Source organism: Streptomyces sp. OR43, from assembly GCF_008042275.1.
Lineage (GTDB): Bacteria > Actinomycetota > Actinomycetes > Streptomycetales > Streptomycetaceae > Streptomyces.
In genome coordinates this window covers 1-21,687 of record NZ_RDBK01000020.1, presented here as the reverse complement: position 1 = coordinate 21,687, position 21,687 = coordinate 1, and the positions used below count along the sequence as shown (strand labels likewise).

Below are 21,687 nucleotides of genomic sequence, written 5' to 3'. Positions count from 1 at the left end.
TTCGTCCCCCTCTCCCCAACGACACCCGCCAATGGAGGATTTGTGTCGATATCACGTAGAACATTCAGCAGCGCCCTGGGCGGCAGCCTGCTCGCCGCGGGTCTGGTACAGGGCACCGCCGTCGCCAAGCCCGCGTCCACGGCCGGCACCGGCGCCCGTGCGGCCGCGGCCGACGACCCCTACACCCAGGCCTTCCTCACCCAGTACGGCAAGATCAAGGCATCCGCCAACGGCTACTTCAGCCCGGACGGCCTGCCGTACCACTCGGTCGAGACCCTGATGGTCGAGGCACCCGACCACGGTCACCAGACCACGTCGGAGGCCGTCAGTTTCTGGATGTGGCTGGAGGCCGCGTACGGACGGGTGACCGGTGACTGGGCGCCCTTCAACGCGGCCTGGGCGGTGGCCGAGAAGACCATCATCCCCCAGCACGCCGACCAGTCCACCGCCGACTCCTACAACCCGTCGGCCCCCGCGACCTACGCCCCGGAGCACCCGCTGCCCAGCGGATACCCCGCCGCGCTGGACGGCACGGTCAAGTCCGGCACCGACCCACTGGCCACCGAACTCGCCGCGTCCTACGGGACGATGGACGTCTACGGCATGCACTGGCTGATGGACCTGGACAACGTCTACGGCTACGGCAACAAGCCGGGCACCGGCGGCGAGTCCGGTCCGGGTGCCGGGGCCTCCTTCATCAACACCTACCAGCGCGGCGCGCAGGAGTCGGTGTGGGAGACCGTCCCGCAGCCCACCACCGACCTCTTCAAGTACGGCGGCCCCAACGGGTATCTGGACCTGTTCGTCGGCGACGCGAGTTACGCCAAGCAGTGGAAGTACACCAACGCGCCGGACGCCGACGCCCGCGCGGTGCAGGCTGCCTACTGGGCGTTCCAATGGGCCTCGGCCCAGGGCAAGGCGAGCCAGGTCTCGGCCTCGGTCGCGAAGGCCGCCAAGATGGGCGACTACCTCCGCTACGCCATGTTCGACAAGTACTTCAAGCGGGTCGGCGACTGCACCGACCCCACCTCCTGCCCCGCCGCCACGGGCCGTGACTCCCAGCACTACCTGCTGTCCTGGTACTACGCCTGGGGCGGCGCGGCGGCCGGCAGCGGCGGCGGCTGGGCCTGGCGCATCGGTGACGGCGCCTCCCACCAGGGCTACCAGAACCCGCTCGCTGCCTGGGCCCTGTCCAACGTACCGTCGCTGACCCCCAAGTCCGCGACGGCCAGGTCCGACTGGTCCAAGAGCCTGACCAGGCAGCTGGAGTTCCTGACCTGGCTGCAGTCGAGCGAGGGCGCGTTCGCGGGCGGCTGCACCAACAGCTGGGAGGGCAGCTACAGCAAGCCGCCGGCCGGCACGCCCACCTTCTACGGCATGGCGTACGACTGGCAGCCGGTCTACCACGACCCGCCGAGCAACAACTGGTTCGGCTTCCAGGCCTGGGGCATGGAGCGCCTCGCGGCGTACTACCACGAGACGGGCAACGCGTCCGCCGAGGCCGTGCTGTCCAAGTGGGTCGCCTGGGCCTCGTCCGAGACGACGGTCGGCGCCGACGGAAGCTTCCGCTTCCCCTCGACCCTCAACTGGACGGGTCAGCCCGACACCTGGGACCCGGCAAGCCCCGGGGACAACGCGGGACTGCACGTCACGGTCGTGGACTACGCCAACGACGTCGGTGTGGGCGCCGCGTACGTCAAGACGCTGACGTACTACGCCGCGAAGTCGGGCGACGCGGACGCCGCCGCGCTCGCCAAGGCGCTGCTGGACGCGATGGCGCTGAACGCCACCGACAAGGGCATCTCGGTGCCGGAGACCCGCAGGGACTACAACCGCTTCGACGACGAGGTGTACATCCCGGCCGACTGGTCGGGCACGATGCCGAACGGCGACACCATCGAGCCCGGCTCGACCTTCATCGGCATCCGCAGCTGGTACAAGGACGACCCCGACTGGCCGAAGGTGCAGGCCTACCTGGACGGCGGCGCTGCCCCCACCTTCACCTACCACCGGTTCTGGGCGCAGGCGGCGCTCGCGCTGGCCTTCGCGATCTACGCGGAGCTGCTGGTGGAGGGCGGTGGCGAGCCGGGCGGCGACACCGAGCCGCCGACGGCTCCGGCCGGCCTGGCCGTGACGGCGACGACGAGCAACAGCGTGTCGCTCTCCTGGTCCGCCTCCACCGACAACGTCGCCGTGACCGGCTACGACGTCTACCGCAACGGGGTCCTGGCGGGCAACGCCACCACCCGGACGTTCACCGACACGGAACTCGCCGCGGCGACCGAGTACAGCTACGCGGTCGCCGCACGGGACGCGGGCGGCAACACCTCGACGCTGTCGGCCGCGGTCACCGCCACCACGAAGACGGGCGGCTCGACCGGTACCGGCGCGGTGAAGGTCCAGTACAAGAACAGCGACTCGAACACCGGGGACAACCAGATCCGGCTGGGTCTGCAGGTGCTGAACACGGGCAGCGCCCCGATCGACCTGTCGACCGTGAAGGTGCGCTACTGGTTCACCGCCGACGGCGGGCCGAACACCTTCGGCACGTACTGCGACTACGCCGCGCTCGGCTCGTCCAACATCACGCACGCGGTGGTCGCCGTCTCCAGCCCGAAGACCGGTGCCGACCGCTACCTGGAGGTCGGCTTCACCGGCGGCGCCGGCACGCTGGCCGCGGGCGCGTCGACGGGCGAGCTTCAGCTCCGGCTCAACAAGAGCGACTGGTCCAACTTCAACGAGAGCAACGACTACAGCCGGGCCACCAACACCGCGTACGCCGACTCCTCGAAGGTCGGGGCGTACGTCGCCGGCGCCCTCGCCTGGGGCGTGGAACCGTGACCGGCCCGAGATTCCCGGCGCTGGCGGGGGCGGCCGCGGCCCTGATCCTCGCCGCCGCGTCGATGCTCACCGGAGCCCCCGCCGCATCGGCGGCTCCGGTCACCGACTGCACCCAGTGGGGCACCACCGAACTGCGGGGCGGGGAGTACCTCTACCAGCAGAACGAGTGGAACTCCGAGGCCGAGCAGTGCGTCAGCGTCGACCCGGACACCGGCGCCTGGAGCGTCACCAAGTCCTCGTTCAACCTCCCGACGAACGGTGCCCCGGCCACGTACCCGTCCAGTTACAAGGGCTGTCACTGGGGGGCGTGCACGACGGACAGCGGGCTGCCGCTGCGCGTCGACGAGCTGGGCAGCGTGACCACCGACTGGTCGACCACCCAGGTCGGCACGGGTGCCTACAACGTGTCGATGGACATCTGGTTCAACTCGGCGCCGGTCACCGACGACCAGCCGGACGGCACCGAGGTGATGATCTGGATGAACCACCGCGGAGGTGTCCAGCCGATCGGTTCGCGCACCGCGACGGTGCAGCTCGACGGCCGGAACTGGGACGTGTGGACCGGCCCCGGCGCCTCGGGCTGGAAGGTGATCTCGTACGTCCTGCAGGGCGGCGCCACCGAGCTCGCCGACTTCGATGTGAAGGGCCTGATCGACGACGGCGTGGGCCGCGGGTCGATCAACCCGGCGCACTACCTCATCGACGCCGAGGCCGGGTTCGAGATCTGGCAGGGCGGACAGGGCCTCGGGATGAACCGGTTCGCCTTCGAGGCGAGCGCGGAGTCCGGTGGCGGCGGCGACACCCAGGCGCCGACGGTGCCGGCCGGTGTGGCCGTGACCGGCACGACCGCCGGCTCGGTCTCGCTGTCCTGGACTCCCGCGACGGACGACACCGGCGTCAGCGGGTACGACGTCTACCGCGACGGGGTGAAGGCGGGGTCCACCGCGTCCACCTCGTTCACCGACACCGGTCTCGCCGCCTCGTCCTCGCACAGCTACACCGTGCGGGCCAGGGACGCGGCCGGGAACACCTCCGCGGCCTCGGTGGCGGTCAGCGCGACCACCGCGGCAGGAGGCGGCGGAAGCACCGGTGCGCTCAAGGCGCAGTACAAGAACAACGACGCGTCGCCCGGCGACAACCAGATCAGGCCCGGCCTCCAGCTGGTCAACACCGGCACCACGGCGCTGGACCTGAGCACGGTCTCCCTGCGCTACTGGTTCAGCGGTGAGTCCGGCTCCGCCTCGTACGGCACGTCGTGCGACTACGCGGTGATCGGCTGCGGCGCGGTCACCCACCGCGTGGCGACGGCCGGCTCAGCGAGGCCGGGCGCGGACCACTATCTGGAGGTCGGCTTCACCGGCGGCAGCCTGGCCCCCGGCGCCTCCACCGGGGAGATGCAACTCCGGTTCAACAAGGCCGACTGGTCCTCGTTCAACGAGACCGACGACTACAGCAGGGCCGCCAACACGGCCTTCGCCGACGCCTCAAAGGTCGGGGTGTACGTCAACGGCGCCCTGACCGCGGGCACCGCCCCGTGACCGGCCGCTGAACGGCCGGCACCCACCGAACTCCCGATGGCGGGCTGTCCACTCACCCCGCTGTGCCCGCCATCGGGGAACCACCAGCGTCCTCACCGACGCACCACCCAGCTCGCCGTCTCCGCAGACGGCGTCCCGGAGCAACACCCCCACAAGCCGTCTGCGGGAGTTTCCGCAGGCGTACGAGAGGAGCACGGAGCCGCAATGAGTACCAGAGGCACGATCATGCACGGGCTACGCCGGAGGCTTGCCGCAACCTCCGCCCTGGCCATGGGCGCAGCACTGATGGTGGCGATCCCGACCCCCGCCTCCGCGGCGGCGCGGGTCGACAACCCCTATGTGGGCGCCACGGCATACGTGAACCCGGACTGGTCCGCCAAGGCGAAGGCCGAACCGGGTGGCGCCGCGATCGCCGACACGCCGGCCTTCGTCTGGATGGACCGCATCGCGGCCATCGAGGGTTCGGCCACCGCGATGAGCCTGCGCGAGCACCTGGACACCGCGCTGGACCAGGGCGCCGACCTGTTCCAGGTCGTCATCTACGACCTGCCGGGACGCGACTGCGCCGCGCTGGCGTCCAACGGTGAGCTCGGTCCCACCGAGCTCGACCGGTACAAGAACGAGTACATCGACCCGATTTCCGACATCCTCGCCGACCCGGCGTACGCGAGTCTGCGCATCGTCACCATCATCGAGCCCGACTCGCTGCCCAACATCGTCACCAACGCGGGCGGCACCGCCGGTTCCACCGACGCCTGCGCGACGATGAAGGCGAACGGGAACTACGAGAAGGGTGTCGGCTACGCCCTGCACACCCTCGGTGCCATTCCCAACGTCTACAACTACATCGACGCCGCCCACCACGGCTGGCTGGGCTGGGACAGCAACATGGGTCCGGCCGCGACGGAGTTCAAGAAGGCCGCCACGTCCGAGGGCGCCACGGTCAACGACGTGGCCGGCTTCATCGTGAACACGGCCAACTACTCGGCTCTGAAGGAGCCGAACTTCAAGATCACCGACTCGGTGAACGGCACCACGGTCCGCCAGTCCAAGTGGGTCGACTGGAACTACTACACCGATGAGCTGACGTTCGCCCAGGCGCTGCGCACGCTGCTGGTGAGCCAGGGCTTCAACTCCAACATCGGCATGCTGATCGACACCGCCCGCAACGGCTGGGGCGGCTCCGCGCGCCCGACCTCCGCGGGCCCGACGACCAGTGTGGACGCCTATGTCAACGGCGGCCGGGTCGACCGTCGCATCCACGCCGGAAACTGGTGCAACCAGAGCGGCGCCGGGATCGGCGAGCGTCCCACCGCGGCCCCCGAGGCCGGTATCGACGCGTACGTGTGGGCGAAGCCCCCGGGCGAGTCGGACGGCAACAGCGCCCCCGTCGAGAACGACGAGGGCAAGGGCTTCGACCGGATGTGCGACCCGACGTACGAGGGCAACGGCCGTAACGGCAACAGCATGACCGGCGCGCTGCCGAACTCCCCGCTCGCGGGTCACTGGTTCTCCGCGCAGTTCCAGGAGCTCGTGAAGAACGCCTACCCGCCGATCGACGGCGGCGGCAACCCGGGCGGCGGCGACGACACCCAGGCGCCGACCGCGCCGACCGGTGTGACCGCGACGGCGAAGACCAGCAGCAGCGTCTCGCTGTCCTGGACGGCCTCCACCGACAACACCGCGGTGACCGGCTACGACGTGTTCCGTGACGGTGTGAAGGTGGGCTCCTCCACCACGACCTCCTACACGGACTCGGGTCTGTCGGCTTCCACCGCGTACAGCTACACGGTCAAGGCCAAGGACGCGGCCGGCAACGTCTCGGCGGCCTCCTCGGCGCTGTCCGCCACCACCTCGGCCGGCGGCGGCACCGGAACGGGCTCCCTCAAGGTCCAGTACAAGAACACCGACTCCTCCGCGACCGACAACCAGATCCGGATGGGTCTGCAGCTGGTCAACACCGGTACCGCCGCTGTGGACCTGTCGACGGTGAAGCTGCGCTACTGGTTCACTCCCGAGGCCGGGGCCTCCACCTTCGGCACCTCGTGCGACTGGGCGGTCATCGGCTGCGGGAACCTCACCCACAGTGTGAAGACCAACGGTTCGGCCGCCGGTGCCAGCCACTACCTGGAGGTCTCGTTCAGCAGCGGCACCCTGGCGGCCGGCGCCTCCACGGGTGAGATCCAGATGCGGCTGAACAAGAGCGACTGGTCCAACTTCAACGAGGCGGACGACTACAGCCGTTCGACGTCCACGAGCTACGCCGACGCGTCGAAGGTCGGTCTGTACGTCACCGGCGCGCTCGCCTGGGGCACCGCGCCCTGACCCCGCCGTCCGTGTCCCGTCCCCGTCCTGACGCGGTGACGGGACCCGGACCCGGGATTCCAACGGACCTGCCCCCTGCCGGAGAACCGGCAGGGGGCGGTGTCATGCGCGCGGCTCGTTCAGAGCACGGCGGGCACCGTGATGCCGGCCGCGTCGGCGGCGGCGGTCAGCTGCTGCCAGACCTTGGGCGCGACCGCGATCCCGTTCTCACCGCGCTGGGCGGCCGTGGCGGCGCTGCGTTCGCCGGGGTAGAAGACCCCGTCCGCTCCGTCCGCCGCCGGCAGTTCCTTGAGGGTGCCCAGGGTGGTGTCCACCGAGGCGAGGAAAGCCTCTGGATCGCCGAAGGCCGCCGGGTCGATCGCCACCAGAAGCGCGTTCTGCCGGTGCTTGCGGCCGCGGGGGTCGTCCGAGTGGAAGGCCGAGAAGATCGGCGCGCCGACGAGGACGCTGGTGATCAGCTCGAACGCGAGGGACATGCCGGAGCCCTTGGCGCCGCCGAGCGGCAGCGGCATGACGGCCTCGGCCGGGTCGGTGGTGGGCGTGCCGTCGGCGGTGGCCGCCGCTCCCGCGGGCAGGGGCGTGCCGCTCGCCTTCGCCTGGCGGATCCTGCCCAGCGCGATGGTGGCGGTGGCCATGTCGAGGAGCAGCGGGGCGCGGTCGGCCGCGGGAACAGCGATGGCGAGGGGGCTGGTGGCCACGGCTGCGCCCTTGACCCCGGTGTAGCCCATGTTGGGCATCCCGGAGACGAAGCCGATGCCGACCAGGCCCTGTTCGGCGATCTTCGACACGTAGTAACCGATGGCCCCGGTGTGCACGGTGCCGCGCACGCCGACGGAGGCGATGCCGGTGGTCCGGGCCCGGTTCACGGCTTCCCCGGCCGCGGCGGTGAGGGCGACGGGTCCGGGGGCGCGGTCGGCGTCCAGGACGGCGGCGCCCGGTGTGGTGGACTCCACGGTGAGCTCGGGCCGGGCGTTGGCGACGCCCTTGGCCAGGAGCTCCAGGTAGGCGGGGACGCGGGCGATGCCGTGGGAGTCGACGCCGCGCTGCGCGGCCCACACGAACACGTCAGCGGTGGTACGGGCGTGCTCGGGGCCGAGGCCGCCGGTCTCCAGGAGGGCGGCGCAGAAGGTGCGCAGGGCCTCGGCGGGAACCAGCGTCTTCCCCGTCCCGGTGGTCGCTGTTTCGGTCATGGGTGGTTCTCCTGGGGAGTCAGCGGGTGACGAGGACGTCGACGACGGCGGTGGTGCCGGCGGCCACGGCCTTGAGGGCCCGTTCGAGGGCGGGGCCGAGTGCGTCCGGCGTGTCGACGGTCTCGGTGTGCATGCCGAAGGGTTCGGCGAAGGCGGCGAGCCGGGGCAGCCGGTGCAGATCGGTGCCCAGCCACTCGCCCGTCTCGTACGGTCACCGGCCCGCTGCGCATCGCCGCCTTCCGCAGCGCCGCCCTCCACCTGCTGCCACCCGTCCTGGAGCGCCTCAGCGCCCGCCACCCGGGCATCGAACCGGAGGTGCGTGTCGTCCGCGAGCTGGGCGCGGGCACCGCCGGGGAGGTCAGCGAGGGTCGCGCGGACGTGGGTATCGCAACCATGGGCGCGGCCTCGCCCGTGCCCGCCGGGCTCATCGGCGGCGTACTCGTCGAGGAGCCGTACTCGCTGGTGCATCCGGTCGGACACCCCTCCCCACGCTCCCTGCCGCTGGTGGACTGGCACGAGAACTGCGGCTCCTACACCCGCCAGTGGTGGGCCGGGCAGGACTGGATTCCCAAGGCGACCGTCCTGACCGAGGACGACGGAGCAGTGCTCTCACTGGTGAGCAGAGGTCTCGGCATGGCGATCATGCCCGCGCTCTCGCTGAACGAAGCACCGGACACCGTCGAGATCACCGATCTCGGACCCGAGCGCCCGACGCGCTCCGTGGGCTACCTCACCACTCCGGAGCTGGCCTCCAGCGCCTCGGTCCGTGCCCTGATCCGGGAGCTCAGAGCGGCCCGCCAGTGACGCCGGGGCCGCGATGAGCGGCCGAAACGCCCGTTCCGCACCGTCCGCGCACATGACACAACGCCATCACTGCGGACCATGGAAGGTATGGAGACGATCACCGAGCTGAAGCCGTTCGTGAAGCAGTACACCGTGCTGCTCAGCACGCGGCGGCAGGACGGCACGCACGCGGACACCCCCGTCAACATCGCCGTCGAGGGCGACCACGCCTACATCCGTACGTTCTCCTCGGCGTGGAAGGTGGAGCGGATGCGCAATCACCCTCTCGTGAGGATCGGTCCGTGCACCCTGCGCGGCCGCCCGACGGGACCGCAGATCACCGCGCACGCCCGCCTCCTCCAGGCCGGGTCGAAGGAGAACACACACGCCGCCCGGATGCTGTCGCGCAAGCACCCGATCGTGCAGGGCGTCCTCGTCCCGCTCGCGCACCGGATCAAGCGGGACCGGACCCTGCACTACGAGATCCGGCCGCTCGACACCTGAGCCGGCGTCGCCCCTGCCGGGCAGCGTCGCCCCTGCCGGGCAGCGTCGCCCCTGCCGACGACGTCATTCCTGTCGGGCGGCGTCACCCCTGCCGGCGCCGCCTGCCCAGGAACAGCAGCAGTCCGATCCCGGCCAGCACGGCGACCCCGGTCAGCGTGGTGCCCTTCACCGGCACCCCGTTCCCGCCCCCGGCGCCGTTCGCCCCGGCCGAGGACGGCGACGTACCGCCCGCCCGAGCAGGCTCGTCGCCCTCCCCCTTCTTCAGGTCCACCCGCACCACATCGCTCTGCTCGCCCTCGGAGCCGTACATCAGCGCCGAACCGTCCGCCGTGTACGTCACCGACTCCGACTGCCCGAGCAGCGGCGACTCGACCGGGTAGTCCTTGCCCAGCCGCCCGTTCGCGAAGGGGTAGCCGCGCGCGCTGAAGTAGGAGCGCAGCACCAGCTCCTTGCCGTCCGGCGAGAACGCCCCGTCCGTCACCCACGGCACCTCACCGACCCGCCGGAACACGTTGTCCCCGCCGGTCGTGAGCTTCGCCGGCCCTTCGTACAGCCCGCCGCCGTCCTCGTTCTTCGACGCGATGTACACCCGGCCGGTCTTCGGGTGGACCATCAGCGCCTCGGCGTTGCGCGGACCGTCGGCGTACTTCACGTCGAACTGCGTGGCCCGGACCACCTGGTCCCGGAGCTCCTTCGGCTCGGGGAAGCGGTAGATCCAGACGTGGTCCCAGCTGCCGTTCAGGTTGTCGCCGATGTCACCGACGTACAGGTTCCCGTCGGGCCCCAGCGAGATCGCCTCCACGTCCCGGGGCGCGCCCACACCCTTCATGGTGATCCTGGCGACGGTCTTCCCGGTGCGGGAGTCGACGGCGAAGACGTACGGCCCGTCGTCGCTGTCGTTGTGCGTCCAGTAGATGCCCGGGTGGGCGCGACTGGCGGCCAGGCCGCTGGACTCGGTGATCCGCGGGTCCTCGATCGTGAAGCTCCGGTCGGCATCCCCGTCGTCGGCCACGGCGGGAGCCACCGCCGCGAGGGCCAGCAGCGCGGCGGCGGCTGCGGAAACGGTCAGTCGGTACGAACGCATGGCACAAGTGTCCATCGTCACGTCGCAGGCCGGAGCCATGATCGGCCATGATGGCGCCATGCGTTTCATGTGTGTCGGCGATTCCATGACCATCGGACGCGCCGGGGACTTCACATGGCGCTACCGCATGTGGCAGCACCTCGAAGCCTCCTACGACGGCCCGTACGCGCTCGTCGGCCCGCGCACCGAGCTGTACGACACCGGCACGGGCACGGCCGCCTCGACCGCGTACGCCGCCCCCGGCTTCCCCGCCGACGCCCGCCGCCACCTGGCCGGCTGGGGCGAGGGCTGGCTGCACATGGCCCCGGTGATCGCGGACACGGTCGCCGAGCACCGGGCGGACGTCCTGCTCGTCTCGCTCGGCCTGATAGACCTCGGCTTCTACACGGACAGCGACCAGACCGCGCTGAACGCCCGTGCCTTCCTCACCGCCGCCCGTACGGCGAACCCGCACATCAGATGCGTCCTGCTGCCCGTCATACCGAACATCCGGGCGGAGTCCGACGCGCCCTTCGCCGCCGAGTGCGCCCGCTTCAACGAGCTCCTCGCCAAGGCGGTGGCCGACCTCGACACCGCGACGTCCCCGTTCCTGCTGGCCTCGCGCCCGCCCGGCTACGACATCCACACGGACACGTACGACGGCACGCACCCCGGCCCTTCGGGCGAACACAGACTCGCCGCCGCCTACGCCGACGCGATGCACCAGGCGTGGGGGCTGGGCGGGCCGTACCGCGCCGCGGACGAACCCCTCATCCCTTCCCCGTCGGCTTCGCCCGTACGTGCATCCGCTCGCCCTGCGGTCCGAACAGGCTGAGGAACTCCACCGGCTCCGGCCCGGCCGCACCCCACCAGTGCGGGGTGTGCGTGTCGAACTCGGCCACCTCACCCGCCGTGAGCACCAGGTCGTGATCCCCCAGCACGAGCCGCAGCCGCCCCGAGAGCACGTACAGCCACTCGTAGCCCTCGTGCACCCGCTGCTCGACCGGTCCCTCGTTCCCCGTCGCACCCGGCATGACCTGCTTGTACGCGTTCACCCCGCTGAGGTGCCGGGTCAGCGGCACGAACGTCATGCCGTGCCGCTTGAACGGCCGGAAGGTGACCCTCGGGTCCCCCGTCTCGGGGGCCCCGACCAGCTCGTCCAGCTGCACCCCGTACGCCTTCGCCAGCGGGAGCAGCAGCTCCAGCGTGGGCTTGCGGCCACCGGACTCCAGCCGGGACAGCGTGCTGAGCGAGATCCCGGTCGTCTCGCTCAGCTGCGCCAGCGTCGTCCCGCGCTCGGTGCGCAGGGCGCGCAGCCGCGGCCCGACGCCGGTCAGGACGGACGACAGCTCGTCGTCCCCCATCGCGCCGCCTGTTCCTGTCTCATCTGCTGCCATGACTCCATTTGCCGACCCGGCAAGCGGTGTTGTCAACCGGAGGAGTCCTCGGGCCCGGCCCCCGCCGGTCCGATCATGGCCATGGACAGCCGGGTGAACTCACTGGTCAGCCACTCGGGCGGGACCTGGCGCGGACGGCGGCCGTGATGCGCGAGGAGTTCGTCGACGGACCGCGTCAGTACCTTCACCACCACGGCGAGGTTGCCGTCGACCCCGTGACCGCGCAGCCTCGCGCGCTCGGCCTCCTGGGTCAGGAACTCCACCCATACCGACCGCCACCTCGTGAGGTGCTCCTCCATCTCCCTGCTCACGCCGAGCACCTCGACGAACGCGACCCGCGCATCCCGCGGATCCCGTGTGACGGCCTTCACGTAGGCGTCGAAGAGGCGGTAGACCCGTTCCTCGGTCGGACACGTCTCCATGCCCTCGGCGGACAGCTCCGTCTCGGACGCCCGCATGCCCCGGGTCGCCACCTCGTCGTACAGATCGACGAGCAGCGCCTCGCGCGATTCGAACTCGCGCCGGAACTCCCACACTTCCACGTGCGCGGCGGCGCACAGATCCTCGACGCCGGTGTGCGCGTAGCCGTACATGGCGAACAAGGTCCGCCCGGCCTCCATGAGTTGCGCACGCACCCACGCAGGGTCCCGCGCCGCTCGCGCCCCGCTCCACAGCTCCATCACGGCATCCGTCATCGGTCCTCCTCGGTCCGCCGTCCAGGCCCCCCGGCCCACTGTCCTCGCTCCACCGTGCGGACGGCACCACCGCCACACTGCGAACAGCCGTACGTACGCCTCACTCGGCAGCCGCCCCGTCGGCCGCCCGGAGCGCGGCGACCCGCTCCCGCCAGGACAGCGGCTCGGGCTCCTTGTAGTCGTCGGGCAGCGGCGGCGGCACCCACTTGACCGTGTGCGCCTCCCAGGCGGCCTCCTGCCGGCACGGCCGGCACACGGTCTCGTCGCCCTTGGGCCGGAACACGTGCTCAGCGCCCTCCTCCTGCGCCTCGCACGCGATGAACGCCCTGAGGACGGGAGGCGCGGGCACCAGCGGCTCCGCGGGCAGCGGCTCCGGCATCAGGACCTTCAGCCGCTTCCCCAGGAACCCGGGGGCATACCGCACCCCGTCCTCGGGCAGCGCCCTGCTGAGCGCGAGCCGCAGCTCCGCAGCGTTCACGCCACGCCGCAGCCACTCGGCGGCCGTCCCGGCGAGGCGGCGGGCCTCACGAGCACCGAGACGCAGCTGGGAGTCGGTATGCCGGAGGGAGAGCAACACCCGCTCGGCCTGGATGACCTGCGGGTCCGTGGGCTCGGGCTCGGGCTCCACCGTTTCGGCCGCGAGCTCAGGCGCTTCGGTGGGTGGGTGGGAGGAGTTCTTCTCCCGTTCTTCACCTTCAGGTAGGTAACCACCGACGGACCGAGTCCTCGGTCGACCGACCGTCGGATAGTGATCACTCGGTTCCACCTGCGACGATGCAGCCGTTTTGTCACGGATACGGCGGGCCTCGCGGTCCGTGAGCGGAACGTTGGACATGAGCTGATCGGTCACCCACAGCCCGCCGTCGTCCTGCCGCCGCCACTCGTGGACGAACCCGAACTCCTTGAGCAGCGACTTGGCCTTCTGGTAGGCGCGCCCTTTGAGGCCGAGCCTCTTGGCGTGCTCACCGAGGGGCTTGCCGGCCCACTTCTCGGGGAGGCCCTGCACATAGGCGATGAGGATCTTCGCGTCGCTGTTGAGCTTTGGATGGCGGACGATGTCGTGCGACGCCTTCACGTAGCCGTAGGACGGCGAGATAGCATGGCAAAGCATTCTCGGTGGACCTCACTTGTCCATCGCGGGGTGAAGGCCCTCGGCATACGGTGCTGGTAACACCGCCGGGGGCCGCCCCATGCGCCGAGGCGCACGGAGCGTAATAACGCGATCACCGTACAGCACGAATCTCGTCGTCGACCACCTTGCCCAGCAGCTCGAACAGCAGTTCCGCGTCCACGAACGGGACTTGAGCGCTCGGCAGAGAACGCCAGTCCAGCGGGTACGTCAGCCCATGCACGGCAGGCACCCCGACGAAGGCCGCCCCCTCCCGCACCAACGCCTCGGCCCCGACCGGCCATTGATAGGCGCGGGCGCTCCCGGGCGGCAGCAGGAAGTACATACTCCGCTCACCGATGCTCGACCGGACGATGGGTCCGGCCTGAAAGTCCGTGAACTGCATGACCTCGTACGCCACTTGCTCACCCAGGATGCCGATGATCCGCACGGCGTCGAAGTGGATCCCGGCGAGGCGGAGGGCGTGGCCGGTCGCGGGGATCCAGGAGGGCATCAGGTCCGGTGAATTTTTCGGTTCCATGCGGAAAGCTTCGGCGCGCGCACGTACCGTGACCAGGGACACAAGGCGTCTGTGCACTGTTGTGCACTTGGGGGTCAGGGCTGTGCACACCAGTAGTCACGGGGGCGGTAACGCCGAGATGTTCGGGGCGTTGTTGCGCTTCTTCCGCGAACGGTCCGGGCTGTCCCAGGAAGCCCTGGGCGTGAAGATCGGTTTCTCCAAGTCGCAGGTGGCCATGGTGGAGCGGGGCGCCCGGCCGCCCAAGGGCACGTTCGTCGCGCGCGCGGACGAGGCGCTGGGTGCACAAGGTGCACTGATCGCGGCGGGGGCGACGCTGCGGACCAGCCATTTGGCCTCGTGGTTCGAGGAGTTCGCGGAGGAAGAGGCGCACGCGTTCGCCCGCCACGAGTACGAAACACATGTGGTACCCGGCCTGCTTCAAATCGAGGAGTATGCGCGTACCGTCCTGGCCCACACGTACCCATCCGTCGACGACGACGAGGTCGATGGACGTGTTGCCGCCCGCTTGAAGCGCCAGAGCGTGATCACCCGCAGACCTGCTCCGGACATCGGGTTCGTGCTGGAACTCAGCTCCCTCACCCGCCTCATCGGCGGTCGGCATGTGCGCCGTAAGCAGTTGCTCCACATCCTTGATGTGGCCCGGCTCCGCAACGTTCAGCTGCAAGTGATGTCGCCGGACCGGGAAACTCATGCCGGCTTGGACGGGTCGTTCGTCCTGCTGGAGAACCAGGAACGGCGACAGCTTGCCTACATCGAAGGCCAGGGCGGCAGCTTCTTCATCAGCGAACAACCGCGGCTGGGAAACCTGTTCGGGAAATATGGCATTCTGCGGGCGCAGGCACTCAGCCCAGAGGCGTCTGTGAAACTGATCGAAGAGGTGGCAGAGGACGCATGAGTACCGACCTCACGTGGTTCAAAAGCAGTCACAGCGGTAATGACAGCGGCAACTGCATCGAGGTCGCCCTCGCATGGACCAAGTCCAGCCACAGTGGCGACCAGGGAAACTGCGTCGAAGTGGCCACCCGACTTCACGCCATCCACGTCCGCGACTCCAAGGACCTCACCGTCCCCGCCCTCACCCTCTCCCCCGCCGCCTGGGCGGCCTTCCTCAAGCACACGGTGGTATAGCTCCATGACGTCCTGGTTCGACGAACTGCCCGAGGTCCTGACCAGGGCCGACTTCGGCGCCCTCGTGGGACGCCCGCCGCGCAGCATCGAGCTGATGGGATACAGGGGCCTGGTCGCCGATCCCGCGTACCGTAACCGCAACAAGCTCGTGTGGAACGAGGAGGCCGCGCTCGGCTGGTTCCGCTCGCTGCACAACCACGCCGTGATCGTGCCGGCGAACGAACAGGCCGTGCAGGACCTCGCCGCGCACAACGCGTACATCTGCCCGCTGGACAGCAAACACGTGGCCCTCGCCCGCCCCCGGATACTCGTGATGTACCAACGGGGTGGCAGCGGCGCGGTCTTCGGGGTCGACGCGGTCGAGACCATCAATCAGGAGATCGACGGAACCCGCAGCCCGAGCGCGCGGACGCGGCAGATCCTGCGTGACGGGGAGCCCCTGGACCGGGAACCGTTCCCGCGCCGATGGACCGTGTTCCACCTCAGGGAGGCCGGCACGATCGGCCGGATCACGCCGGCGATCCAGCAGGGCCGCTACCTGCGCGTGGACGACGTCCTGGACGCGATGACGTCCGACCACCTGTCCGTTCCCACGCTCGACGAGGCCTTTCCGTCCCGGAAGTGAGCGCACGCCCCGGCACCACGCACGCCGATCGCCTCGGCCCGACGCAGGCACAGCTCCGCTCTCTCGCCCGCTGGGGAACACTGGCTCCATGAGAGATGTCGTTTTTACACGCAACAGCGGCTGGATCCCGACCGTCGTTCGCGAGGACGGCGAGCTCAAGCTGACGCTCGGCGCCGGGGCGGACGCCAACCACGAACCCCGCACGTTCACGTTCCCGATCGGGGAAGCCCACCTCGTGGTGATCCGGGAGGATCTGGCCCGGCACCTGCTGCTGTGGAGCGCGGTCATTCCGCTGTGCGACGCGGCCGGAACCCGCGGCCCGCTCGACGAGGACGCCGCCGTGGCGCTCCTGGACCCGGTCCTCCTTGGCGCGCCCCAGGACGTCGACGCGCTCTTCTCGCGGAGCAAGTGGGCCATGGGCCCGCTGATCTCCCACGGTGCGGACATCCCCCTGCTGGAGCACGGCCAGGTCTGCGCGGCGATGCGAACGGCGACCGAGACCTCGGACCCGAAACGAACGCAGAAGTACGACGCGGACCGCCGCCGGGCCGAGCGCGGGCAGGTACTCGATGTACTCGACACCGCGCTTCTGATGTACACGGGCCAGTACCTGCACGGCGCGACGATCCCGAGGCGGCTGCCCGATGCCGTCAACCCCTCGCTCCTGCCCGAGGTCATGCGGGTGATCGCCACCGCCGAGCAGGCGTGCGCCGGGATGCGGATCGGCCACGACCCGCGACGGGGAAAGCGGGGCACGGACAAACGCGACTGGAAGCGGATGGAGGCGACGGTCGATGCGGCCGTGCGCCGCACGCACCCGGAACTCGTCGAGGACGCGGTACGGACCGTGAGCTTCCTGATGTGCTCGGAAGCCGCCGCCCGCACCAGGAACACGCCCATCGACGATGACGAGGAGACCGCCGGCGACCGTACCGGCTCCGGCGGGAGGGCGAGGAAGACGAGCCTGTCGTTCACCGACGACAAGGACGGCGAGAAGAAGTGGCTGCGGAGCCACCACCGCACCGCCACCGCGGAGTTCTGGGAGTTCGTCGCCGACCGCTACGGCTCGGGAAACCAGGTGTTCACCATCGAGGACGAGGAGTTGGGCGAGGGGCTCCAGTTCCACTTCTACGCGGACTCGATCGCCCGGATCACGACGGCCCGCAAGGGCGCGAACGGGGCGGATCCGGAGTACCGGATCGAGTACAGCCTGGTCGACGGGATGAGCGGGTACCGAAAGCTGCTGAGCGCCTTCGTCCGGGGCGGCTGCGCCGCGCTGGACGCGCACGGCACCTGGATGTCGGACGCCGCCGATCTCGAACGTGCGCGCCGACGACGCGACGCCGCCGCCGCCGAGTAGCTCCGGCGAGGGGCCGCGCATCCGAAACCGGAAGGACCTGACTGTCCCGTACGGTCCGGTCGCGGCAGCGCGGAATGAGGCGGCCTCGCCGTGGCCGGCGCCGCCGTATCGGCGGTCTGGTGAGGTCTCCGGTGCGCGGGGTTCGGTGTGGTGTCAGCTCCGGAACCGGAACCACACCGAACCCCGCGCGCGTTTCAGATCAGGAGCCGTCGATCAGCTTCTGCACCTCGGGCGGGATCTCTTCGCCGGAGCGGACGCTGAAGAGCGTGGCCGTCTTCGGCGTGTCCCCGATGGCGATGGCAACCTCGGGAGAGATGCCGTCCACTTCGTAGGCAGTCCCGGCCTCCGTCGCGGCCGGTTCCTCGTTCTCGCCCGCCCCGCCTGTGTCGTCGCCCGTTGTCGAGTGGGCGACACCGAGCTTCTTCCCGACCGTGAATTCCACCTTCCCCATATCCAGATACGTTTGGTCCTTGTAGGTGTACAGACTGGCGCCGGAGCCCCCTCCAGCCTCGCCGCCACCGCCGTCGGCCGTGCACGCTGCCACCGACATCACCATGGCCGCCGCCACCAGCAAACCGGCGGATCGCCTGGTCCCGTTCATGTGTGTCCCCCCCTCAGTAGGTGCAAAGAGGAGAAGCCCCTCTCCGCCGAGGGCTCCCGCCATCGCCCGGCACCGGAATGAGATCCCGCCCCTGGTGAGGCCCTCGTGTTCCGCGGTTCGACGTGAACGAATGGGATCAGGTTCCCTTGCTGCAGGTTCCCTTGCTGCACGTACCAGTCCCGTAGACCCGGCAGTCCACTCGGACCCGCCCCGCCGCCGTGACCCGCCGCCCTCACGGACCACGCCCCCGTACGCCACGAGCTCAGCGCGTCTCGTACCGCTCCTGCGCGTCGAGCACACTGTCCGCGTATCGCGCGGCCCACGCGCCCATCCCCCGCATCGGCGTGAGCAACGCCGTGCCGGCCTCGGTCAGGGCGTAGTCCACGCGTGGTGGGGCCTCGGCGTACGCGTGGCGTTCGACGAGGCCGTTGTACTCCAGCCGCCGCAGCGCCTCGTTCAGGACCTTCGGGCTGATCCCGCCGATCCGAGCCACGAGCGCACGTGGCCGCATGGGTCCGGTCGCCCCGAGCGTGAAGACCACGACGCTGTCCCAGCGGTTCGCCAGCACCTCGAATGCGACGCGCGCCTGACAGTCCGCCGTGTACGCGAGGTCCGGCAGGCCGGCGGCCGGGTCGGTCAGCTTCTCCATGCCGCCCATCCTGCCCCGCCGATGGACACCGAACGGTGCGCTTCGGCGTTCGTAGCATCACCCCACCGAACGAACGAGCAGGACGACAGGGAGCACGACGATGCGCATAGGCGTACTGGGTACGGGGGGCATGGCGGCGGCCCTGGGGGGCGCGTGGGCGCGGGCCGGGCACGAGGTGTTCATCGGCGGTCGGGACGTCGCCGCTGCCGAAGTGCTCGCCGGACGGCTCGGGGCGGCCGGACCCATGCGGCCACGTGCGCTCGTGGCTCGGATCGGCGGGATCAGCCCGAAGGTCCTGAACGAGGCGCTGCGGCGGCTGGAGTACAACGCATCAGGAGGACGTCCTGGACGTTCTTCTCGTGGTCGTCGAGGGCCACGGCCGCCTCACCCCGGGCGACGGCGGCGAACCCCTCGTTCTCGGCCCCACGCCGACCGAGCCGACGCCCACGCACACGCACGGACGCCCGACCCCGCCGCCGGACCACGGCGGGCACCACGACAGGCCGGGCGGCGGCCACGCCCACAAGCCGGGCGGCGGGCTCGCCGACACCGGAGCGTCCACGACCCTCTTCGCGGCGAGCGGCAGCCTTCTCCTCGTCGCCGCCGGCATCCTCCTCCTGGGACGCCGCCGACCGCGGCACTGACGCGGGCCCGCGGGGTCAGCGGGCGGGGAAACGTTCCCCGCACTCGCCGCAGTACTTCGGTGCGGACTCCTGCGACATGCGTCCGCACGCGGGGCAGACCCGGTCCAGGGAACAGGGCGCCTCGCCTCCCTCGTACGTCACCGCGGAAGCCGGGGCGCTCTTGATCGCGAGGCCCGGGCGGCGGCGGTGCACGGTGAGGTAGGCGAGGCCGTCCGGGCCCGCGGTCAGGGAACGGCGCGAGGTGCGCGGGAGCCACATGACCGTGGTGGGGCCGAGAACGAGGGGTTCGCCGCCGTCGCCCGGGGTGAGGCGGCCGTGGCCCTCGACGACCACGAGAAGAACGTCCAGGACGTCCTCCTGATGCTCCCCCACCTCGCCGCCCGCCGGCAGACGGACCAGATTTGCGTCCAACTCCCGCCCTTGCCGGTCGAGTTGCCAGAGCGCTCCGCGGTCGTCGGGAGCTGCTGCGGCGAGCAGGCCGCTGAGTACGGTCAGTACCTCGGGAGTGGCGTTCACGGCTCCCAGGCTACGCCGCGGCCCGCCCCCTCATGACGCCCTCGCGCCCGCCGTAGGGTGGTGCGCTTCCGCGTCCCCGTCGCGGCAAGGAGACAAGGAGGGCCGGCGCATGGACCGTCACCCCGACGACAAGTACCCCCCGATCGAACCGTACGAGCACGGCATGCTCGATGTGGGCGACGGCAACCTCGTGTACTGGGAGGCGTGCGGCAACCCGGCCGGCCGGCCCGCCCTGGTCGTGCACGGAGGGCCGGGTTCCGGCTGCGCGCCATGGCCCCGCCGGTACTTCGACCCGGACCGCTACCGCGTGATCCTGTTCGACCAGCGCAACTGCGGCCGCTCCACCCCGCACGCGAGCGATCCGGCCACCGACCTGCGGCACAACACGACGGACCACCTGATCGCCGACATGGAGCGCCTGCGCGTCCACCTCGGCGTGGAGACCTGGGTGCTGCTCGGCTGGTCCTGGGGCTCGACGCTGGCCCTGGCATACGCCGAGCGGCACCCGGAGCGGGTCGGCGCGATGGTGATCGACTCCGTGACCACGTCCCGCCGGTCCGAGATCGACTGGCTGTACCGCGGGGCGAGCCGGTTCTTCCCGGACGCGTGGGACGTCTTCCGGGCCGGGGTGCCGGAGGCCGCGAGCGACGCCACTCCGGACGTGCTCGCCGCGTACGCCCGGCGGACGGAGAGCCCCGATCCGGCGGTACGGGCCCGGGCCGCGGCCGACTGGTGCGCCTGGGAGGACGCGGTGCTGTCCCTGGAGACGTACACCGGGCCGCCCCCGTTCAGCGGCCGCCCCGACCGGGCGCGGCAGGCGATGGTGCGGATCTGCGCGCACTACTTCTCCCACGGCGCCTGGCTGGAGGAGGGGCAGCTGCTCCGGGACGCGGGACGGCTGGCGGGCATCCCGGGCGCGCTGGTGCACGGGCGCCTCGACATGGGCGGTCCGCTGACCACCGCGTGGGAGCTGGCCAAGGCGTGGCCGGACGCGGAACTGACGGTGATCGGGGACGCGGGGCACCTGGGCGGGGCTGCGACGACCCGGGCGGTCCTGGCGGCGCTGGACGGGTTCGGGGGGTAGCGGGGCCGCCAGGCCGTGCGCCCGCAGCCACGGGTCGGTACCGGGATGTGCTGGGCCCCGCACCATCTGTCGGGCCATCATGTACGGGGCGGGCTGGGCGAGATGAGCGGGGGGCGACCTATGCGTGGCGAGATGCTCGACGGACGGTACCGACTGAAGGAGCCGATGGGTTCGGGTGGTATGGGCCGGGTCTGGGTGGCCGAGGACGAACGCATCGGACGCAAGGTCGCGGTCAAGGTCCTCTCCCGCATCGACGAGGACACCTCGGCCACCCGCTTCTCCCGTGAGGCCCGCGTCGTCGGCGGGCTGTCGAGCCCGCACATCGTCACCCTGCACGACTTCGGCGAGGCGCAGGTGGCCGGGGAACGCGTGCTGTACCTCGTCATGGAGTACCTCCAGGGGCGGGACCTCGGGGCCGTGCTGGAGAGCAGGAAGCCCGAACTCCCCTCCGCCGCCGAGGTGATGGGCTGGGGCGTCGAGATCTGCGCAGGGCTGGAGACCGCCCACCGGGCGGGCATCGTGCACCGTGACATCAAACCGGCCAACGTCCTGCTCACCGCGGACGGCACCATCAAGATCCTCGACTTCGGGATCGCGCGCATGCTGTCGACGGCCGCCGCCATGACCCGCACCGACCTGACCGCCGCCGGCTTCGTCATCGGCACCCCGCTGTACATGTCGCCGGAGCAGATACGGGCGCCCGACGTCCTGGACAGCCGCAGCGACCTGTACTCCCTCGGCTGTCTGCTCCACACGCTGCTCACCGGCGGGCCGCCGTTCACCGGAGCCGGTACGGCCGTCCTCGCGCAGCACCTCGGCGACATCCCGGAGCCGCCGAGCGCCCGGCGTACGGACCTCGCCGGGTTCGGTGCACTCGACGCGATCGTCCTGCGGTTACTCGCCAAGGAGCCGGGCGAGCGGCCCGCGGACGCGGGCCTCACGGGAGAAGCGGGTGGCCGAGGTGTCCTCGTCGATGCGGGAGAGGACCTTGACCGCGACCTTGCGTCCGATGCGTTCGTCCTCGGCCACCCAGACCCGGCCCATACCACCCGAACCCATCGGCTCCTTCAGTCGGTACCGTCCGTCGAGCATCTC

Annotated in this window: 21 protein-coding genes and 2 pseudogenes; 14 read left to right on the top strand and 9 right to left on the bottom strand. The window is 70.6% G+C overall.

Going from position 1 to position 21,687, the window contains the following annotated elements; all coding sequences use genetic code 11:
- The first annotated feature begins 87 nt into the window (after positions 1 to 87).
- From EAO72_RS09640 to EAO72_RS09630, 3 genes are all read left to right on the top strand, one after another.
- On the top strand, positions 88 to 2,841 hold the full coding sequence (locus tag EAO72_RS09640; protein ID WP_148016839.1) for a glycoside hydrolase family 48 protein: 2,754 nt from the start codon (positions 88 to 90) through the stop codon (positions 2,839 to 2,841).
- Positions 2,838 to 4,379 carry a GH12 family glycosyl hydrolase domain-containing protein gene (locus tag EAO72_RS44015; protein WP_148016834.1) on the top strand — a complete coding sequence of 514 codons (1,542 nt, stop codon included), beginning with the start codon at positions 2,838 to 2,840 and terminating at the stop codon, positions 4,377 to 4,379. The genes EAO72_RS09640 and EAO72_RS44015 overlap by 4 nt, the downstream gene beginning before the upstream one ends.
- 204 nt (positions 4,380 to 4,583) lie before the next feature.
- Positions 4,584 to 6,704: a glycoside hydrolase family 6 protein gene (locus EAO72_RS09630; protein ID WP_148016833.1), complete on the top strand. Its 2,121-nt coding sequence runs from the start codon at positions 4,584 to 4,586 to the stop codon at positions 6,702 to 6,704.
- Positions 6,705 to 6,823: 119 nt separating this feature from the next.
- Here the strand turns inward: EAO72_RS09630 and EAO72_RS09625 are convergent, their stop codons facing one another.
- Entirely contained in the window at positions 6,824 to 7,894 is a 1,071-nt protein-coding gene (locus EAO72_RS09625; protein WP_148016832.1) for an Ldh family oxidoreductase, read from the bottom strand.
- Between the two features lie 84 nt (positions 7,895 to 7,978).
- Here EAO72_RS09625 and EAO72_RS09615 point away from each other — a divergent pair.
- Positions 7,979 to 8,698 (top strand): annotated as a pseudogene (locus EAO72_RS09615) (substrate-binding domain-containing protein); the annotation flags it as partial.
- Positions 8,699 to 8,785: 87 nt separating this feature from the next.
- The gene (locus tag EAO72_RS09610) at positions 8,786 to 9,181 is read left to right on the top strand and encodes a PPOX class F420-dependent oxidoreductase (RefSeq protein ID WP_148016831.1); all 396 of its coding nucleotides are present in this window, start codon (positions 8,786 to 8,788) and stop codon (positions 9,179 to 9,181) included.
- 82 nt (positions 9,182 to 9,263) lie between these two features.
- Here the strand turns inward: EAO72_RS09610 and EAO72_RS09605 are convergent, their stop codons facing one another.
- Complete coding sequence (locus EAO72_RS09605; RefSeq protein WP_148016830.1) at positions 9,264 to 10,265, bottom strand: SdiA-regulated/phytase-like domain-containing protein; 1,002 nt, start codon at positions 10,263 to 10,265, stop codon at positions 9,264 to 9,266.
- Positions 10,266 to 10,323: 58 nt separating this feature from the next.
- On the opposite strand from EAO72_RS09605, the gene EAO72_RS09600 reads away from it, so the two are divergent.
- On the top strand, positions 10,324 to 11,079 hold the full coding sequence (locus tag EAO72_RS09600) for a GDSL-type esterase/lipase family protein (protein ID WP_148016829.1): 756 nt from the start codon (positions 10,324 to 10,326) through the stop codon (positions 11,077 to 11,079).
- Here EAO72_RS09600 and EAO72_RS09595 read toward each other — a convergent pair.
- From EAO72_RS09595 to EAO72_RS09580, 4 genes are all read right to left on the bottom strand, one after another.
- Positions 11,015 to 11,608: a helix-turn-helix domain-containing protein gene (locus tag EAO72_RS09595; RefSeq protein ID WP_148016838.1), complete on the bottom strand. Its 594-nt coding sequence runs from the start codon at positions 11,606 to 11,608 to the stop codon at positions 11,015 to 11,017. The two genes, EAO72_RS09600 and EAO72_RS09595, sit on opposite strands and share 65 nt — an antisense overlap.
- A 65-nt stretch (positions 11,609 to 11,673) precedes the next feature.
- Positions 11,674 to 12,336, bottom strand: coding sequence for a TetR/AcrR family transcriptional regulator (locus EAO72_RS09590; RefSeq protein WP_148016828.1), 663 nt, complete (start codon positions 12,334 to 12,336; stop codon positions 11,674 to 11,676).
- 100 nt (positions 12,337 to 12,436) lie between these two features.
- Positions 12,437 to 13,447 (bottom strand): hypothetical protein, encoded by a 1,011-nt coding sequence (locus tag EAO72_RS09585; RefSeq protein ID WP_148016827.1) that lies wholly within the window; start codon positions 13,445 to 13,447, stop codon positions 12,437 to 12,439.
- A gap of 112 nt (positions 13,448 to 13,559) precedes the next feature.
- Entirely contained in the window at positions 13,560 to 13,985 is a 426-nt protein-coding gene (locus EAO72_RS09580; protein WP_261991396.1) for a hypothetical protein, read from the bottom strand.
- Between the two features lie 118 nt (positions 13,986 to 14,103).
- Here EAO72_RS09580 and EAO72_RS09575 point away from each other — a divergent pair, with 118 nt between their 5' ends.
- From EAO72_RS09575 to EAO72_RS09560, 4 genes are all read left to right on the top strand, one after another.
- Positions 14,104 to 14,880 (top strand): helix-turn-helix domain-containing protein, encoded by a 777-nt coding sequence (locus tag EAO72_RS09575; protein WP_148016836.1) that lies wholly within the window; start codon positions 14,104 to 14,106, stop codon positions 14,878 to 14,880.
- Positions 14,877 to 15,113, top strand: a complete 237-nt coding sequence (locus EAO72_RS09570) for a DUF397 domain-containing protein (protein WP_148016826.1) — start codon at positions 14,877 to 14,879, stop codon at positions 15,111 to 15,113. The genes EAO72_RS09575 and EAO72_RS09570 overlap by 4 nt, the downstream gene beginning before the upstream one ends.
- A gap of 4 nt (positions 15,114 to 15,117) precedes the next feature.
- On the top strand, positions 15,118 to 15,738 hold the full coding sequence (locus EAO72_RS09565; RefSeq protein WP_148016825.1) for a hypothetical protein: 621 nt from the start codon (positions 15,118 to 15,120) through the stop codon (positions 15,736 to 15,738).
- An 88-nt stretch (positions 15,739 to 15,826) separates the two neighbouring features.
- Complete coding sequence (locus tag EAO72_RS09560; protein ID WP_148016824.1) at positions 15,827 to 17,098, top strand: DUF6357 family protein; 1,272 nt, start codon at positions 15,827 to 15,829, stop codon at positions 17,096 to 17,098.
- Positions 17,099 to 17,297: 199 nt separating this feature from the next.
- On the opposite strand, the gene EAO72_RS09555 is transcribed toward EAO72_RS09560, so the two are convergent.
- Together EAO72_RS09555 and EAO72_RS09550 are read right to left on the bottom strand one after the other, a co-directional pair.
- Complete coding sequence (locus EAO72_RS09555) at positions 17,298 to 17,699, bottom strand: DUF6281 family protein (RefSeq protein ID WP_261991395.1); 402 nt, start codon at positions 17,697 to 17,699, stop codon at positions 17,298 to 17,300.
- Between the two features lie 262 nt (positions 17,700 to 17,961).
- On the bottom strand, positions 17,962 to 18,348 hold the full coding sequence (locus tag EAO72_RS09550; RefSeq protein ID WP_148016823.1) for a winged helix-turn-helix transcriptional regulator: 387 nt from the start codon (positions 18,346 to 18,348) through the stop codon (positions 17,962 to 17,964).
- 100 nt (positions 18,349 to 18,448) lie between these two features.
- Between EAO72_RS09550 and EAO72_RS09545 the strand changes: the two are divergent.
- Both EAO72_RS09545 and EAO72_RS44010 read left to right on the top strand, forming a co-directional pair.
- Positions 18,449 to 18,607: pseudogene (locus tag EAO72_RS09545) on the top strand (NAD(P)-binding domain-containing protein); the annotation flags it as partial.
- Positions 18,608 to 18,707: 100 nt separating this feature from the next.
- Positions 18,708 to 18,992, top strand: a complete 285-nt coding sequence (locus tag EAO72_RS44010) for an LPXTG cell wall anchor domain-containing protein (RefSeq protein WP_261991394.1) — start codon at positions 18,708 to 18,710, stop codon at positions 18,990 to 18,992.
- Between the two features lie 15 nt (positions 18,993 to 19,007).
- Here EAO72_RS44010 and EAO72_RS09535 read toward each other — a convergent pair whose 3' ends face one another.
- A complete protein-coding gene (locus tag EAO72_RS09535) occupies positions 19,008 to 19,508 on the bottom strand; it encodes a hypothetical protein (protein WP_148016821.1) in 501 nt (166 codons plus the stop codon).
- Between the two features lie 109 nt (positions 19,509 to 19,617).
- On the opposite strand from EAO72_RS09535, the gene pip reads away from it, so the two are divergent.
- Both pip and EAO72_RS43785 read left to right on the top strand, forming a co-directional pair.
- A complete protein-coding gene (pip, locus tag EAO72_RS09530; protein WP_148016820.1) occupies positions 19,618 to 20,592 on the top strand; it encodes a prolyl aminopeptidase in 975 nt (324 codons plus the stop codon).
- Positions 20,593 to 20,637: 45 nt separating this feature from the next.
- Positions 20,638 to 21,687, top strand: a 1,050-nt coding sequence (locus tag EAO72_RS43785; protein WP_148016819.1) for a serine/threonine-protein kinase, incomplete at its 3' end; no start/stop codon positions are given.